The 16720-nt window shown below is 56.8% G+C and carries 11 protein-coding genes; 8 read left to right on the plus strand and 3 right to left on the minus strand.

What is annotated here, in order from left to right; genetic code table 11:
* Nucleotides 1-91: 91 nt before the first annotated feature.
* On the minus strand, nucleotides 92-3373 hold the full coding sequence (locus tag LQZ21_RS10370) for a response regulator (RefSeq protein WP_411044263.1): 3282 nt from the start codon (nucleotides 3371-3373) through the stop codon (nucleotides 92-94).
* 132 nt (nucleotides 3374-3505) lie between these two features.
* On the opposite strand from LQZ21_RS10370, the gene LQZ21_RS10375 reads away from it, so the two are divergent.
* From LQZ21_RS10375 to LQZ21_RS10390, 4 genes are read left to right on the plus strand one after another with little or no spacing between them, the layout of a single operon-like run.
* Complete coding sequence (locus LQZ21_RS10375; protein ID WP_411044264.1) at nucleotides 3506-4276, plus strand: ABC transporter permease; 771 nt, start codon at nucleotides 3506-3508, stop codon at nucleotides 4274-4276.
* 24 nt (nucleotides 4277-4300) lie between these two features.
* Entirely contained in the window at nucleotides 4301-5038 is a 738-nt protein-coding gene (locus tag LQZ21_RS10380) for an ATP-binding cassette domain-containing protein (protein WP_411044265.1), read from the plus strand.
* Nucleotides 5035-6042, plus strand: a complete 1008-nt coding sequence (locus LQZ21_RS10385; protein WP_411044266.1) for an MlaD family protein — start codon at nucleotides 5035-5037, stop codon at nucleotides 6040-6042. Before LQZ21_RS10380 ends, LQZ21_RS10385 begins: the two co-directional genes overlap by 4 nt.
* Before the next feature lie 20 nt (nucleotides 6043-6062).
* Complete coding sequence (locus LQZ21_RS10390; protein WP_411044267.1) at nucleotides 6063-6956, plus strand: tetratricopeptide repeat protein; 894 nt, start codon at nucleotides 6063-6065, stop codon at nucleotides 6954-6956.
* A 21-nt stretch (nucleotides 6957-6977) separates the two neighbouring features.
* On the opposite strand, the gene LQZ21_RS10395 is transcribed toward LQZ21_RS10390, so the two are convergent.
* Nucleotides 6978-7811 carry a TIGR03915 family putative DNA repair protein gene (locus LQZ21_RS10395; RefSeq protein ID WP_411044268.1) on the minus strand — a complete coding sequence of 278 codons (834 nt, stop codon included), beginning with the start codon at nucleotides 7809-7811 and terminating at the stop codon, nucleotides 6978-6980.
* A 29-nt stretch (nucleotides 7812-7840) separates the two neighbouring features.
* Complete coding sequence (locus LQZ21_RS10400) at nucleotides 7841-9109, minus strand: putative DNA modification/repair radical SAM protein (RefSeq protein ID WP_411044269.1); 1269 nt, start codon at nucleotides 9107-9109, stop codon at nucleotides 7841-7843.
* Between the two features lie 108 nt (nucleotides 9110-9217).
* Here LQZ21_RS10400 and leuB point away from each other — a divergent pair, with 108 nt between their 5' ends.
* From leuB to LQZ21_RS10420, 4 genes are all read left to right on the plus strand, one after another.
* The gene (gene leuB, locus LQZ21_RS10405) at nucleotides 9218-10354 is read left to right on the plus strand and encodes a 3-isopropylmalate dehydrogenase (protein WP_411044270.1); all 1137 of its coding nucleotides are present in this window, start codon (nucleotides 9218-9220) and stop codon (nucleotides 10352-10354) included.
* A gap of 45 nt (nucleotides 10355-10399) precedes the next feature.
* Nucleotides 10400-12088 carry a dihydroxy-acid dehydratase gene (ilvD, locus tag LQZ21_RS10410; RefSeq protein ID WP_411044271.1) on the plus strand — a complete coding sequence of 563 codons (1689 nt, stop codon included), beginning with the start codon at nucleotides 10400-10402 and terminating at the stop codon, nucleotides 12086-12088.
* 19 nt (nucleotides 12089-12107) lie between these two features.
* The gene (gene ilvB / locus LQZ21_RS10415) at nucleotides 12108-13880 is read left to right on the plus strand and encodes a biosynthetic-type acetolactate synthase large subunit (protein WP_411044272.1); all 1773 of its coding nucleotides are present in this window, start codon (nucleotides 12108-12110) and stop codon (nucleotides 13878-13880) included.
* 593 nt (nucleotides 13881-14473) lie between these two features.
* Nucleotides 14474-16468: an autotransporter outer membrane beta-barrel domain-containing protein gene (locus LQZ21_RS10420; RefSeq protein WP_411044273.1), complete on the plus strand. Its 1995-nt coding sequence runs from the start codon at nucleotides 14474-14476 to the stop codon at nucleotides 16466-16468.
* Nucleotides 16469-16720: the final 252 nt, after the last annotated feature.

The raw sequence follows: 16720 nt of genomic DNA on the forward strand, positions 1-16720 counted from the left end.
ACGTAGTGTCAACAAGAAAATAAGCAGTTTATCCCTTTTGCCGGCGAATTCATTTTAGCGCATTTGGACCCGCCCCTTTTACGCACAGATCTTAATGGGCCGGTCGCAGGAGGTGTTTTTTTAATTTTTCCAGCAGTTCATCAATATCTATCGGTTTTCCCAGGTGATCGTTCATCCCCGCGGCAAAGCATTTTTCGATATCCTCCCGGAACACATTGGCGGTCATGGCCATGATGGTAACGGTTTTTGCCTCTTTTACCTCCAGGGCCCGGATCTGCCGGGTGGCCTCAAACCCATCCATTTCAGGCATGTGGATATCCATCAGGATCAGTTGGTACCTGGCGGGGGCTTCTTTAAACATCGCAAGCGCCTCAATTCCGTTTTCGGCGCAATCAATGGTAATTCCGGTGTCCTCCAAAAGGGTAAGCACAATTTCCCGGTTTATCTCTACGTCTTCGGCCAGTAACAGGGTAAAGCCCTCAAAGATACGGTCCCCGGGGGATTCCTCCGCCGGTTTTTCGGTAACGAATTTTTGTAAATTCAAATGGGTACTGATACAGTCCACTATTTGCGAGGGGAAAAGCGGCTTGGGGATAAAGCCGTCCACCCCCGCGTTTTTGGCATCCGTTTCAATGGTTTCCCATTCGGCGGCGGAGATCATGATCACCACGACATGTTCCCCGAATTGCTCTTTGATCTTTTTGGTTAATTCTATGCCGTTCATCCGGGGCATACGCCAATCCGCAAAAACCAAATCAAAGGGCGTCTCCCCCGTCACCTGATCGTAGCCCGCTTTGATAAGGTCATACGCCTCGATTCCATCGGAAGCGACGGAACAGCGGATCCCCTTGGATTCGGTAAAATCCTTAAAATATTCCAGTACCTCCGGGGAATCATCCACCACCAGGATATGGATTTTTTCCCAATTTATCTGGACCTTGAGCCCCTCCCGGCTGTTTTGGGAAGTCCCCCGTTCTACGGTAATCTCAAAGAAAAAGGTAGCCCCCTTTTCCAATTCGGATTCCACCCATATTTCACCCCCCATAAGTTCCACCAGGCTTTTGGATATGGAAAGCCCCAGCCCGGTTCCCCCGTACTTTCGGGCTATACTGCCGTCGGCTTGCTCAAACAACGAAAAAAGCCTTTTTTGCTGGTCCGGGGCTATGCCTATGCCCGTATCGGTTACCTCAAAATGCAGGGTACAGAGCTTATTGTTGTCGATAGCGTCATTGGCTCGCTTTTTTATTGCGAGGATAATGGTTCCGCTTTCAGGGGTGAATTTTCCCGCGTTGGAGAGCAGATTGGTAAGGATCTGGGCGAGCCGTTGTTCGTCGGCGATGATGCTTTCCGGTACATCCCGGGCGACCCGGACCACAAAATTCTGATGCTTCTCATCAAATTTGAAGTTCATCACATTGGTGATCCGCTGAAGCATTTTTTCAAAATTGAATTCCGTATAAGACAATTCAAATTTGCCCGCCTCAATTTTGGACATATCCAGGATATCGTTGATTACCCCCAGGAGGTGGTTCGAAGCTTCGTTGATCTTGGCAAGGCAATATTCCTTCCGTTCAGGATCATGAGAGGATTGGGCGATGGTGGTCATGCCGATGATGGCGTTCATGGGGGTACGCATTTCATGGCTCATCCGGGAGAGAAAATTACTTTTTGCCAGGTTTGATTGTTCCGCCTGTTCCTTGGCGGCGATAAGGTCCCGTTCCAGCTGCCTTTTTTCGGTGATATCCGAAGCTATGACCCCGATGCCGTCTTTTTTCGCGTCGGTGGTAAAGGCGGACAGGGATAAGATCCGGATCTCCCCGTCTTTCCGGATCAGGGGGATTTCCGCTTGAAAGGTCCCCTGCTCTAAAATTTGGGGGATGAATTTTTTACGGATCTGCTGTCCGGTATGTTCATTAAAAAGGAGATATATGCCATGGGTTTTAAGTTCGTCGGCGCTGTAACCGGTGCTGCTTAAAACTCCCTGATTAAAATATTCAAACCGCCCCGAGGGGGTAATATATGATATATATAGGGGGGAGCTGTTCACGATAGAGGACATCCGCACCAGCTGTTCCTCGGTATTGTTCCGGATAATCAACCCGGCGATGGCGTTGGCGATAAGCCTGAGGGTCTGTATATCGCTTTCATCCCAGGCGTGTTTGAGAAGACAGTCGTTAATACCCAATACTCCCCAAAATTGACCGTATACAAAGATGGGAACATTGATAAAGGCCTTTATCCCCTGGGAGGCGTAGAGGGCGGCCAGTTTGGGATTTTCATCTACGTTATTACAGGTCAGATAAACGTCCCCTTGGGTGATAAAGGTATCGTAGAATATTTCCCCCGGCTTAAAGGGCAGGGACTGTTTTGAAAGACGGGGCAGATCCTGGCCGTCATTGTACCATTCGTGTTCAAATTCCAGGGTGTTGGCAGCGGTATTGAGCTTGAGCAGGACGGTTTTACCCACGTTCATAAACCTGCCGATCATCAGGAGGGCATTGTGGAGCAGGGTAGCCTGGCTTTCGGAGGAGATAAAGGTCTGGGAAATCGCGGACATCAGTTCCTGCTGCTGGAGCCGTTTTTTGAGGGTGGCCCCGGCGGCTTTCAATTCGCTTATATCCACGCTGTGCTGGAGATGGGCGTATTTATTTTTACCCCACTCTATAAGGCAGTCGGTATTTTTATAGTACCGGTTGGTCAGATTGTTGAATACCTCCGACACCTCGACCGTGCCGGAATTTTCGGAGAGTTTTTTATTGGGGCAGAAGGGGCAGGGCCCCTCAAAACCCTGGTAAAATACCTTCCAACAGGTCTGCCCGATAACCCGGTCATCCAAACCGTAATGGGCCTTCATGGAATCGTTGATAAAAAGGATCTCGTAGGATTCGGGATCGGAAACGTAGAGGTCGGCCCCTATGCTGTTGAGGATACTTTTAAACACATTGGTAGAAACCGATGACTGGTTGAGTTTTTCCAGCATATTATTGATAGAGGAGCAGAGGATCTGAAATTCGTTACTGGATGAATAGGACCCCGTATCCAGCCGGTTGCCGCTGGTGATTTTGTGAATATCCCGGGAAAGCCGCTCCAGGGGGGATAAAAAATACCGGACCATAATGCCGTAGACGACCAGGACCAGGAGGATCAAACCGCCTACCAGGAATAAAACCAGCAGGTTAAGGGCCTGTTCTATCTTTTCAAAAATATCGGCGGCCGCTATGCCCTGCCGGTCCACATAAACATTTTCCGACCGGAATAAGGCCTCCAGGACGATACCCCGGGAGAGGATGATGAAGGCGGCGGTAAAGATAATAAAACCGATGCCCAACACTAAAATAAAGGCAAATCTCAGTGAATGAATCCTTTTTCCCATAACCAGGCCGTTCCCCTCAGGCTAATTCAGAACTTCAATTTTGAACGAGTAACCTTTTAAGTATAGCCAGCATTATAAGTATTGTACATGGACAAATACCAGGTAATATTCTATTATAATAAAATTTAGGGTATGAATATACTGATCTCTTTATTTACCAAGCCCCTGTATACTTTTGGGTTTTTTGTCAGAACCCTTAAGGGGGTGGGATATTTTTTATTCCGGGGCAGGGTTTCTTTTAAGATCCTGATTATGCAGATCCTCTTTACCTTTGTGGAGGCCCTGGGCATTTCCTCCCTCCTGGCGATTGGGATAGGGGCGGCGGTTAATGTCATCGGGATTCCTTTTTTGGCGAAACTTTCCCAGGAACGGCTCATCTATACCCTGCTCATCACCATCATCACCCGGGAATTGGGCCCGCTTTTGGCGGCTTTTATCATCATAGCCCGGTCGGCAACGGCCATTGCCACTGAAATTGCCGGCATGGTTATCTCCCACGAGGTGGAAGCCTACATTTCCGTGGGCGTTGACCCCATCGAATACCTGGCGGTTCCCCGGTTTTTGGGGGTAACCATTTCCCTTTTTTTGCTGAACATTTATTTTTCCATTTTCGGCCTGGCCGGTTCATTTCTGGTCGCCCAGTTGTTTAATCCCATGCCGGCCGTAATTTATTTTGATAATTTGCTTCAGATATTGTCAATCCATGATATACTTATTTCAATTATGAAAAGCCTGGGCTTTGGGATGATTATTGCCATTGTGGCCATCAGCCGGGGGTTTGAGGTGGAACGGGCCAGTACGGAGATCCCCGTGGCGGGACTCAAGGCGGTGGGGGCCGCCTTTGCCGGGTGCATCATCCTGGATATCGTCCTGACCGCCCTCTACTATATGTCTCTCATCTAGGAGGAGATCGAAGGGGAATTACGCATGGCCGACAGCATTATTGAGTTAAAAAACACCTCTTTTTTTGCCCAAAACGTGAAGGTGGTTCGGAACGTTTCCTGCCGGTTTGAGGAAGGTAAAACCACGGCCCTGGTAGGGCCCTCGGGGGGCGGCAAAAGTACGGTGCTGAAACTTTCCGCGGGGCTCTTGGTTCCCAGCCGCGGGGAGGTTTGTTTCCGGGGAAAAAATATTTCCGTCATGAGCCGGAAAGAAAACCTGGCCTTTCGTAAGGAAGGGGCGGTGGTATTTCAGGATTCGGCCCTCTGGGCAAACCAAAACCTGGATCAGATCCTGGAACTTCCCTTGCGGGTACATTTTCCCCGGATGACCAAAGAGGACCGGGATAAACGGATCGCCGAGGTCCTCGCGGAGGTGGGATATAAAAGGGCCCTGGATATGCGGCCCTCCATGTTGTCCATGGGGGAGCAAAAACTTATTGCCTTTGCCCGGGCCATGCTCTGCCGGCCCACCCTGCTTTTTCTGGACGAATGGACCGAATCCTTGGATGACAGCGCGGCCCAGCGTCTTATCAGGATCGTGCAGCGCCGCCGGGAGGAGGGGAATACCATCATCCTGGTGAGCCATGATTTTAGGATCATCAAAAATCTTGCCGATTATCTTATCATGATCCAGGAGGGAGAGCTCGCTTTTACCTTTACGAGGGAACAAATCGTGGAAGATGAAAATTTGGCTCAGATTGTGGAGAAGGGAATCGCCTCATGAAATTTAAGATACGTTTTGCGGACCAAATAGTGGGTTTTCTTATTATTGTCGCCCTGGTCATCTTGGTTTTCGTGATCATTATGCTCGGATCCAAGCAGCGGTGGTTCGCCAAGGACTACCTTTTCAAGACCTATTTGGATTCGGCCTCGGGACTGGGGGATAATATGGTGGTTCAGTACAAGGGTTTTCCCATAGGAAACATAAAATCCTTTGTCCTCACCGATGAGGACAAGGTGGAGGTAACCTTTTCTATTTACGATAAATATGTCAGCCGGGTTAAGCAGGGATCCCTGGTGGAACTGATGGTCAGTCCCATAGGCCTGGGCAATCAATTTCTTTTTTATTCCGGCCTTGGGGAGGAACTGCTGGAAGAGGGGTCCCTGGTACCGGTGGTACACTCCCCCCAGGGGCAGAATCTTATCAAAATGGGCCTGGCCCAGGTCCCCGCCCGGGATGACAGCATAACCCAGTTGTTGGCCCAGATTGACCGGGTCTTAGGCCAGTTCAATACCGAGCTCCTCCCGGAGGTTAACGTAATTTTACACGATCTGGACGAGGTGTTGGTGGAAGTAAACGAGGCCCTTGCCGGAACCGATAAAACCTCCCTGGGCCGCACCCTGGGGGGGATAGACGAACTGGTGAACGTGAGCCTGGACCCCATTTTGCGGGATATTAAAAATATAAGCGGCGATTTGGAAATTCTCGCCGCCCAATTAATTGAACCGGAGGGTTTGGTTTTCACCGTGCTTGATACGGAAGGGGCGGTGTATACCAATCTGGAGGCCTCCCTCAAATCCGTATCAGGCACCTTAGGGAACCTGGAAAAGGCCACCGCTATTTTGCCTTCCCAGGTACCCGGGGTCGTTTCCGAGCTGCGGGATGTCCTTAAGAGCGCCGAAGATGTGCTGACCGCCCTGTTGAACAACCCCCTCCTCAAGAAGGGGGTGCCTCCCCCGGTTGAAGTTCAGACCAACGGTACCAATCCCCGGGATATATCCTTTTAAAGGGGAATAGCATGAGGAGTATGATGGGAAAAAAGCGTGAGAAAAGGACCGGTTGCCCCCTTCCGGGGATGGCCCTGTTTTTTGCTCTGGCGGTTTTTGCCCCGGGGGCCTGTTCTTCGGCGCCGGAACGTCCGGCGGAGCTATTTACCCTCCGGAATGAGACCGAAACCCAGCTTAACCTGGCCAACCGGGAGGCGGACCGGGGGAATTACGAGGGGGCCCTGACCCTATTGGAGGAGGCCCGGCGTCTGGCCGCCAGCACCGACCGGCCGCCCCTGTTGATCCGGGTGTGGCTTTCCCAGGGGAATGTCCTTTTTTCCCTGGGCCGTATTGCAGAAGCCCGGGCCCTCTGGGACGCCGCCCTGGCGGAGGCGGAACGGGCCGGGGAGGGGGAGCTTGCCGCGGCCAGCCGGATCTACATGGCCCGGAGCGCCCTGATTTTGGGCGAAGGCGGCGATACGGCGGAGCAGGTTATCAAGGCGGTAACCGAAGATTTGGCCCGGCTCAAGTCGGATAAGCTCAACAGCGCCCTGGGGTGGACCGTCATCGGCCTTGCGGAAAAGGAACTCCGTCGCTGGACCGAAGCGGAAAATGCCCTGACCAGGGCCCTGGACATCCATGAAAAGGATAGGTATCTGGAGCTGGCCGCCTATGACTGGTACCTCATCGCCTCGGTCCGCTCCGTTTCCGGCCGCTATGACGTTGCCCTAGAGGCCCTTTCCCAGGCCCTGGCCCTGGACCGCCGGGCGGAAAACAGTTACGGCCTGGGCATGGACTGGCTTGCCCTGGGGGATGTATACCAAAAAGCCGCCCGGGGCGATGAGGCCCGGGCCGCCTACCGGCGTTCCGCGGAGATCTTCCGCGCCATAGGGCGTGAAAAGGAGGCGGTGGACGCCGAGGGCCGGGCCCGTTAAGGGGAAGGCGGCTGCTACAAATTACCGGGGCTTTCCCATTTCGGGGAGGTACTTCCAGTACCGGGCGGGCATAAACTGCCGCTGCAGGCCGGGATTTTTCCGGAGGGGGTTATTAATCGAGCCGTGGTAGGTCCGCCAAAGTTCCTCCCAGGGATCTTCCCCCCCGCGGAAAAAGGCGGTTTCCCGGGGCAGCGCCGCCGGGCTCAACAGGCGCGGCTCTCCCTTCCCGTCCCCCACAAGGCAAAGCCCCCGCTTTTCGTCGATGATAAGCCAGGGGGCGTCCCCGAAACGGCGGGAAAAGTGACCGGCCAGCCGGGGAAGGACAAAATGGTCCGGGGCGCAGCGGGCCATATAGGTTCCCCGGGTATCGGACCTGAACCGGAGGAACCCCAGGAGCCGGTCCGTCTCGTGTCTGACCTTGTAGGCCGCGTCAAGCACCGTCCTCACCGCGGGTATGCCCCGGTCGGTGGCGGCCCGCTCCGCGCCGCGCCGCGCCTCCGGGGAGTCCATCCCTGTGCCGGCCCCTGCCGCCGCGGCACGGGCCGCGGAAAAAAGCCTCCCGCCAAAGCGGATACATTCCGCCTCGAGGGAAAGCTCGCTCATCCAGCCGCAGAGGAAACTGTCGTAGGCTGCGGCGGAAAGTTCAAAGAATGCTTCCGCCAGGGCCGCGGCCTCCTCCCCGGAACTGGGGCAAAAGTCCCCCTCGGGGAGCCCGCCAAAACCAAAAAGATCCCCCTGATCCGGGGCTTCCCGGGGAAGGATCCGGTAGATCCGGTCCGGCAGGGGCGCCCCCCGGCAAACCCCGGCGAGGATCGTGAGGAGCCCCTCAAAGGTCCCGTCATAACTTACCGTCATCCCTGTTCCTCCTCCCTATGCCCGATCCCCTAAAACTCAAAGAGAGGAAGCTGAAGCCCCGCGCCGTCGCTGTCCGAAAGAAAGCGGCGGATCCGGCGGGGATCGTCGGGCCGGTCCATAAAGGCACCGGAAAGGGTGATAAAATACTTGGCCCGTTTCATGACCACCCCCAGACGCCTGAGGCCGTCAAAGGAGAGGGACCGGGATCGCCGGACCTCCAGGATACGCCGGGCGCTTTTTGCCCCAATCCCCGGCACCCGCAGGAGGACTTCGTAGTCCGCGGTGTTTATTTCCCGGGGGAATTGGTCCAAATTTTTCAGGGCCCATACGGTTTTCGGGTCCAGGTGGGGGTCCAGAAACGGGGTGGATTGATCCAGGATCTCCTCGGGCCGGAAGTGGTAAAACCGGAGGAGCCAATCCGCCTGATACAGCCGGTGTTCCCGAACCAGGGGGGGGCCGGGAATATCCGGGAGCCGGGGGTCCGGGATACCCCCCCTGCCGGGAACGCCCGGGGGGACAAAGGCGGAATAGTAGACCCGGCGCAGGGAGAATTTGCGGTAAAGCGCCCCGGAGAGGGAGATAATTTGCCGGTCGTCCTCTTCGCTGGCCCCCACGATGAGCTGGGTGCTCTGTCCCGCCGGGGCAAACACCGGCGGGGCCGTTTTACCCTGGGGCAAAAAACGGCTATGCCGCCGGTCCTCCGCAAACTGGGCCCCGGTTTCGGCCACCTCCTCCATGGCCCCCAGGATCACCTTCCCGGATTTTTGCGGGGCCAGGGCCTGCAGGCTTTTGTCGGTGGGCAGTTCAATGTTGGCGCTTAACCGGTCCGCGTAGAGCCCCGCCCGGCGGATCAGTTTTTCCCCGGCCCCGGGGATGATCTTAAGGTGGATGTATCCCCCATATCCCGCCTCGGTCCGCAGTTTTTTCGCGGTTTCGATGAGTTTTTCCATAACAATATCGGGATCGGCAAAGATCCCGGAGGAAAGGAAAAGCCCTTCAATATAGTTCCGCCGGTAAAATTGGCAGGTAAGTTCCACCAGCTCCTCCACGGTAAAGGAGGTCCGCCGGGTGTCCGCCGAGGCCCGGTTTACACAGTAGGCGCAGTCGAAGCGGCAGCTATTGGAGTAAAGGACCTTGAGGAGGCTGACGCAGCGGCCGTCTTCGGTCCAGCTATGGCATATCCCGGCGGGTTCGGCAAAGCCGAACCGGGTACCCCGGCCGCTGCTCCCGGAGGAAGCGCAGGAGGCGTCGTATTTTGCCGCCCCCGCCAAGATGGCGATTTTTTCTCCCAAATCCATAATAGTACTATACATCTGTATAGGAATGATTACAAGCCCCTTTTACTTTATACTAATAAAATTCCCAAAACTCTTGGGGAACCCAACCTTGAATCGAGGAGAAAAGCGGTGAATTATTCGATTGCCCTGGTTCCCGGCGACGGGATAGGACCTGATGTGGTTGCCCAGGCCACGGAGGTCCTGGACGCGGCGGGGGATAAATTCGGCCATGTGTTTAACTACGTTGAATTGGAAGCCGGAGGCTGTGCCATTGACCATACCGGGGAGCCGCTGCCCCCGGAGACTCTGGAGGCGGCCAAACAATGCGATGCCCTGCTTTTGGGGGCCGTGGGAGGGCCGAAATGGGAAACCTTGCCGGGAAACCTGCGGCCGGAACGGGCCCTCCTGGGGCTCCGGGCGGGCCTTGGGGTTTACGCCAACCTGCGGCCCGCAGCCCTGCTGCCCCAGCTCTGGTCCGCCTGCCCCCTCAAGGACGAGGTTCTGGCCGCGGATAATCCCCCGGGTACGGGGGGCTTCGATCTCCTTATCGTCCGGGAACTGACCGGGGGAATCTACTTTGGCAAGCGGGGCCGGAGCGATGATGGAAACTCCGCCTTTGATACCGAAACCTATTCCAAGGTTGAGATCGAGCGGGTCCTCCGTATCGCCTATGCCGCCGCGGAGGTCCGCCGGAAAAAACTCTGTATGGTGGATAAGGCCAATGTCCTTGAATCTTCCCGGCTCTGGCGAGAACTGACCCAGGCCCTCTCCCGGGAGTACCCCCATATTGAAACTTCATATATGTATGTGGATAATTGTGCCATGCAGTTGGTCCGATCCCCGGGCCAGTTCGACGTGATCGTCACCTCCAACCTCTTCGGGGACATCCTCTCCGACGAGGCTTCGGTCATCACCGGCTCCATCGGCATGCTTGCCTCCGCAAGCCTGGGGGATCCCGCCTCCGCCCCGGGGCAAAAGGGGCCCCGGGGGATCTACGAACCCATCCACGGTTCCGCCCCGGACATCGCTGGCCGGGATATCGCCAATCCCCTGGCGGCGATCCTCTCCGCCGCCATGATGCTCCGCTATTCCTTTGGCCTTGAAACAGAGGCCCTGGCCATTGAGGCCGCGGTAAACGCCGTCCTGGATGCGGGGCTGCGGACAGCGGACATCGCCGGCCGGGGGGATCCGGGGGGGACCGAAAGAATTGTCGGCACCCGGGAAATGGGAGCCGCCGTGTTGAAGGCGTTACTCGGTGAGGGGTGAAAAGACAGCGGAAAAGGCTGAAGCATGGAATGGGAGGAGCGAAAAATGAGAAGTGACGCGGTTAATAAAGGGGTGGCCCGGGCGCCGCACCGATCCCTTTTTAAGGCCCTGGGGTTCATCGACGAGGAGTTTACCCGGCCGCTCATCGGTATTGCGGCGGCAAAGAGCGAGATCGTTCCGGGGCATATCCATCTGGACATCCTGGCCAAGGCCGCCGCCGACGGGGTACGCCTTGCCGGGGGGGTCCCGGTAAGCTTTCCGGTGATCGGCGTATGTGACGGAATCGCCATGGGCCATGAGGGGATGCGTTATTCCCTCCCTACCCGGGAACTTATCGCCGATTCCATCGAATGTATGGTCATGGCCCATGGGTTTGACGCCCTGATCTTTATCCCCAACTGCGACAAGATCGTGCCGGGGATGCTCATGGCCGCGGCCCGGCTCAACCTGCCCGCGGTTTTTGTTTCCGGAGGGCCTATGCTGGCGGGCCGCCGGCGGGACTCCGAGGGGCAGAAGGATTCGCCCATAACCCTGACCACCATGTTTGAGGCGGTGGGGGCCGTGGGGGCGGGTAACATGAGCGAGGCCGAACTCACCGCCCTGGAGGATGCCGCCTGTCCGGGCTGCGGGTCCTGTGCGGGGATGTTCACCGCCAACTCCATGAACTGCGTTACCGAGGCCCTGGGGATGGCCCTGCCGGGGAACGGCACCATCCCCGCGGTGATGGCGGAACGGCAGCGGCTTGCCAAGAAGACCGGAATTTTAGCCCTGGAGGTTTTGCGAAAGGATCTGCGCCCCCGGTCCATCCTGACCAGGGGGGCCTTTATGAACGCTCTGGCCCTGGACATGGCCCTGGGTTGTTCCACCAATACCGCCCTGCACCTCCCCGCCATAGCCTGTGAGGCGGGTTTCAGCCTGGACCTGGACCTGCTCAACCGGGTCAGCGCCGTGACCCCCAACCTTTGCAAGCTCGCCCCCGCGGGAAGGGCCGCCGTTGAGGATCTCCACGCCGCCGGGGGGGTCCCCGCGGTCCTCGCGGAACTGGCAAAGAAGCGCCTGATCGACCCCGCGGCCCCTACGGTATACGGTATGCTGGGGGACGCCCTGAAGGGCGCGGAGAACCGGAATACCGAAGTCATCCGGCCCCTGGAGCACCCCTACTCGGCAACCGGGGGACTCGCCGCCCTGTGGGGGAACCTTGCCCCCGGGGGCTGCGTGGTCAAACAGAGCGCCGTCGCTCCCGCCATGCTTAAGCACGAGGGCCCGGCCCGGATCTTTGATTCCGAAGAAACCGCTTTCGACGCCATCATGGGGGGAAAGATAGTCCCCGGGGACGTGATCGTCATCCGTTATGAGGGGCCCCGGGGCGGACCGGGGATGAAGGAAATGCTTGCCCCCACCGCCGCCCTGGCCGGCCGGGGACTGGACGATAAGGTGGCCCTCATCACCGACGGCCGCTTCTCCGGGGCGACCAAGGGGGCCGCCATAGGCCACGTCTCCCCGGAGGCCGCCGAAGGGGGGCCCATCGCCCTCCTCCGGGAGGGGGACCGCATCGTCATCGACATTGGGGGCCGGAGCATCAACGTAGGGCTGGACGACGGGGAACTGGCCCGGCGGAAAGCCGCCTGGAAGCCCCTGCCCCCCAAAGTGAGTTCCGGTTACCTTGCCCGGTATGCCCGGCAGGTAAGTTCCGCCGCCGCGGGAGCGGTGTTCAAGGCGCCTGGCGCCGATTAACGTGGAGGAAAGAAGCAGCATGGTGTACTCTGGCGCCCGCATTTTAATTGAGACCCTTATTGAACAGGGGGTGGATACGGTATTTGGCTTCCCCGGCGGGGCGGTTTTATTTATATACGATGAATTATTCAAACACCGGGACCGGATCCGGCACATCCTGGTAAGCCACGAGCAGCACGCCGCCCACGCGGCGGACGGTTACGCCCGGTCCACCGGAAAGGTGGGGGTATGTATCGCCACCTCGGGTCCCGGCGCGACCAACCTGGTAACCGGTATTGCCACCGCCGCCATGGACTCGGTCCCCCTGGTGGCGATCACCGGGAACGTCACCGTCCCCCTCCTGGGCAAGGACAGCTTTCAGGAAGTGGATATCGCCGGGATCACCATGCCCATCGTAAAACACAACTGGATCGTCAAGGACGTGAAGGAACTGGCCGAGGTGATCCGGGAGGCCTTTATCGTGGCCCGGACCGCCCGGCCCGGCCCGGTACTCATCGATATTCCCAAGGACGTTACCGCCGCCCTGGGGGAGTGGATCCCCCTGGAAGATTCGGGGCGGAAGGGCCGGGTAAAAAAGTGGGCCCTGTCGTCCCTGCCCGCCGCTTCGGACCACGCCGAAGCAAGCGGCGCCGCCGGCGCCCGGGCCCGGCGGCTGCTGGAGCGGGTCCGGGGGGCCACCTATACCGAGGAGGACCTGAACCGGGCGGTGCGGCTCCTGGGCGGCGCCCGGCGGCCGGTACTCTATGCCGGGGGCGGGGTTATTATCTCCGATGCTTCCGGGGAGCTTACCCAGTTGGCGGAACGGCTCAACGCGCCGGTGGCCCTCAGCCTCATGGGGATTGGGGCCATTCCCCGGGAACACCGGCTTTGTACGGGGCTTATCGGCATGCACGGCACCGTGGCCTCCAACAAGGCGGTTCAAAAGGCGGACCTGTTGGTGGCTATCGGCGCCCGGTTTTCCGACCGGGTGACCAGCCGAACCGATAAATTTGCCAAGGGGGCAAAGATCCTGCACCTCGACATAGACCCCGCGGAGATCAACAAAAACATCCGGACCGAAGCCTGGGTGGTGGGGGATATCAAGGATATTATCCAAAAGCTCCTTAAAAAACTCCCCGCCGCCATGGAAACCGGCTGGAACGGGGACATTGAAAAATGGAAAACCCATGTTCCCGCGGCCCATCACCGGAAAACCAAACTCCACCCCCGGTTCATCATTGAGGAGACCGCCCGGGGCCTGGGCTATGACGCCCTGGTGGCCACCGACGTGGGGCAGCATCAGATGTGGACCGCCCAGTTCTTCCCCTTCTCCAAGCCCCGTTCCTTTCTTACCTCCGGGGGCCTGGGGACCATGGGATTCGGCCTGGGGGCAATCCTGGGGGCAAAAATAGCAAACCCCAAACGGCCCGCGGCGCTTTTTACCGGGGACGGTTCCTTCAGGATGAACTGCGCCGAAATGGCAACCCTCACCGCCTACGGAATTCCCCTCCTGATCCTGATCTTCAACAACCGCACCCTGGGCATGGTCCGGCAGTGGCAGACCCTTTTTTATGAGGAACGTTACGCGGAGACCACCCTAGACCGCCCCCCGGACTTTGTCAAACTCGCCGAGGCCTATGGGCTTTCCGGCTACCGGGCCGATACTGAGGATACCTTCCGGGCGGTTCTGGACCGGGCTTTGCGGGAACTGGCCCAGGGCAAGGCGGCGCTGATCGACGCCCACATCGACCAGGACGAAAAGGTCCTGCCCATGGTTCCCGGGGGCAAACCCATAGATGAGCAGATTCTCTAGTACCGTATAAAGGCTAATATGCCTGATACATGGAGAAAGAGAATTTAACCACGAAGGCGCAGAAGGCGAAGAAGGGAATTAAGAGAGGAATTAGGAGTGTCATAGCCTGGCGCCTGTCATATTTTGAGGGTGTTTTTCCTTCCTCTTATTTTTCTTTCTCTTTTTCTTCGCCTTCTGTGCCTTTGTGGTAAATTTCTTAATAATGTACCGCCTTTGCGGTGAATTTGGCGTCCAGCGCCGAAATTTGACGTTTTTTTGTATTTTTTTCACTTTTTTTTCAAAAAAACAAGATTTTTGGACTAAAGTGTGATATAATTATTAGTGTATGTTTTTAAGAAAATAATAGCATTCGGCTGCCGGGTAATTTTCCGGCAACCGATACATATATCGGGGTTCTAGTAAAGAGGGACCCCGGGGCAGTGACTTTCTTGGTCGACTGACGCTGCCACCGGGGCTTGCCTTACGCACTGTTAATCATAGCCCACCAGGGCAATAATTACAATGCGTAGGTCCTCTTTTAACTTCCCGGCGTCGTATGACGCCGGGGACACCCAAGATCTAATCCTGGGTGCATATTGCTTAAGGAGGACTCTATGTTGAAAAAGAGTCTGTTTTTGGGAGCGGCAGCCCTGGCGCTGCTGGTTTTAGTAGTTTTGGGCGGGTGCTCGAACCCGGCGTCGGAGAATGATTCCGCGCCCCAGTTCAGCCCCGACGGCTTGGTGATCGATGCGGCCGTGAATACGGTCGCCGATTTCCAGGCAATCCTGGATGATCCCGAGATCCGGGTGATCCTCTTCGATCTCAACGGAAGCGATAAGCAGTTTACGGTAGCGGGTCTGGCTATTCCCCCGGAAAAGACCATTTATCTCGTAAACAACGGCTATGACCCCGACGCCGTCGACCCCTTCTCGACTGTCAACAGCTTATCCCCGACTGGTATCAGCGGGCTTAATATCCGGGGCACCGTGATCGTTGGGAGGGGGGTCGCTCTGGTTGCCACCGATACTACCCCGATCAGCCTGTGGAGCACCGGCAGCGTCCAGGTGCAGGACGACGGGGTCCTGGTGACCGACCAACGGCTCAACGTAACCAACTACACCGATCAGGGGGTTGAGCGGGTATCGGTCCTGGGTACCAACGTGCGCTTTTTGGCCGGCAGTACCCTGGTGATAGACGATGAAGAAGATTTGACCTTTGACGAGATTTACCAGTTACTGGCTATTCTTACTCCGGGAACCCTCCCCGCCCGTTTGGCGGGACCTACCGGTACAAGTAACCTGGTGCTTAGTAAATCGAACCTTAAACCCAGCGAATTTGCGGAACTTCGTCAGCTAAGCCCCGGCCAGTCCCTGTCCGTTACCTCAATCGTCAGTGAAACCGCAGAATCCATCACTATACCCGCCGGTCTGTCCATTACAACGGCGGCCGGCGACGTGCTTACCGGCGTTACCCAGCTCACCGTGAACGGCACGTTTATCGCGGCCAGCGCCGCTGGTAAAGCGGACGGCATTGGCTTCACCGTGGAATCCGGTGGTTCCCTGACCGTCGGCACCATCACCAAACTCAAGGCTTCCTCGGTCGCCGCCGGCGGCTCCTTTACCGGCCGTATCGCCGAATTTCTTGATGCGAACGCCGTCCTCTCCGCCGCTGCCGGCGCGCGGATTAATGGGTACCTCCTTACTGCCGCAAGCACCATCAAGACGCCTAATCCAGCGGGCGGGGGTTCGACAACTATCGCTGGCGCTACGCCGGTAACTCCGACCACCCCTCTGTTGATACCGCCAGATAGTAATGTTGAGTTCACCGGCGGCGTTACGGTAGAGGCGGGAGCCACCTTCACCATAGCGGAGAACGCCGAGGTTGAGATCGCTGATGGAGCCTTCTCCCTGGCCGGTACCTTAGATCTCCCCGGTTCATTAACTATCGGAGACAGCGCAGACGCACCCACGATAACCGGTACGGTCAACATCCAGGACGGGGGCAGTTTAACCCTTGGTAGCGGTACACCAACCGGTGATCTGAAAGGCACGATAGAGATCCGGGCTGGCGGTGTCTTAAGGGACCTGAAAGCCGGCGGCGGTTCTCTCTGGGACACGGAGAGTACCGGCAGCTTCGTCTTTAAAGCAGGCTCGGAAGGATACCGTGGCTCAGGCACAACGCCAATCATTGGCCATGGGGATGATACTACCGCGGCCATAGCGCTGGTAACGGGAGCCCTCACCCTGAAAACAACCGGTTATGAGCTTGACGGAACGGCAACATTACAATCCGCATTCCCAATTTTCGCCACTGAGACGCTGGATATCAGGAGCAACAGCACGTTGACTATCAGCGGGACGACGGTTGCTCTTACGATACTCGGCAAGGCAACCATCGCCGGTACAATTGTAGGCTCCAATAGTGGTACTCAAACCATCGTCGTCGGTAATGTAGCTGATACCGCCGTTACCATAAGCGGTACGAGCAACTTCTATGCAAATGATGGAACAACAGTACAGACAACGCTTGTAAAGGGTAAAACCTATACCTGGACCGTTGATCTTGATACGGCTACCGCTGGCAATCAGTCCGGCTGGAAGAGCAATTAGTCGTTAACCCGTAACCAGACCATAAGGCGAAAACAGAGAACAGAACAACCTTCCCTGTTTTCGCCTTCCTTCTTCGCCTTTGCGGTAAATTTTTTATAGTATTACTACCTCATGTTACGCAAGGGTCCCAAGGAGAGATTTTAACTACGAACCACACGAATAGAAACAAAGACAAATTGGCGTTTTCACCGATAGTTCTTTCCTGCTTTCCCCCGAACAAAGAAGAGAATTCAGGTATAAATTCCGGAATAT

Source organism: Treponema sp. TIM-1 (genome assembly GCF_046533115.1).
Lineage (GTDB): Bacteria > Spirochaetota > Spirochaetia > Treponematales > Breznakiellaceae > JAIRMO01.

What these genes read in the sequence shown, in the direction of transcription:
- LQZ21_RS10370 (WP_411044263.1), bottom strand. Translation starts at nt 3,373, where the DNA reads ATGGGAAAAAGGATTCATTCACTGAGATTTGCCTTTATTTTAGTGTTG.
- LQZ21_RS10375 (WP_411044264.1), top strand. Translation starts at nt 3,506, where the DNA reads ATGAATATACTGATCTCTTTATTTACCAAGCCCCTGTATACTTTTGGG.
- LQZ21_RS10380 (WP_411044265.1), top strand. Translation starts at nt 4,301, where the DNA reads ATGGCCGACAGCATTATTGAGTTAAAAAACACCTCTTTTTTTGCCCAA.
- LQZ21_RS10385 (WP_411044266.1), top strand. Translation starts at nt 5,035, where the DNA reads ATGAAATTTAAGATACGTTTTGCGGACCAAATAGTGGGTTTTCTTATT.
- LQZ21_RS10390 (WP_411044267.1), top strand. Translation starts at nt 6,063, where the DNA reads ATGATGGGAAAAAAGCGTGAGAAAAGGACCGGTTGCCCCCTTCCGGGG.
- LQZ21_RS10395 (WP_411044268.1), bottom strand. Translation starts at nt 7,811, where the DNA reads ATGACGGTAAGTTATGACGGGACCTTTGAGGGGCTCCTCACGATCCTC.
- LQZ21_RS10400 (WP_411044269.1), bottom strand. Translation starts at nt 9,109, where the DNA reads ATGGATTTGGGAGAAAAAATCGCCATCTTGGCGGGGGCGGCAAAATAC.
- ilvD (WP_411044271.1), top strand. Translation starts at nt 10,400, where the DNA reads ATGAGAAGTGACGCGGTTAATAAAGGGGTGGCCCGGGCGCCGCACCGA.
- ilvB (WP_411044272.1), top strand. Translation starts at nt 12,108, where the DNA reads ATGGTGTACTCTGGCGCCCGCATTTTAATTGAGACCCTTATTGAACAG.
- LQZ21_RS10420 (WP_411044273.1), top strand. Translation starts at nt 14,474, where the DNA reads ATGTTGAAAAAGAGTCTGTTTTTGGGAGCGGCAGCCCTGGCGCTGCTG.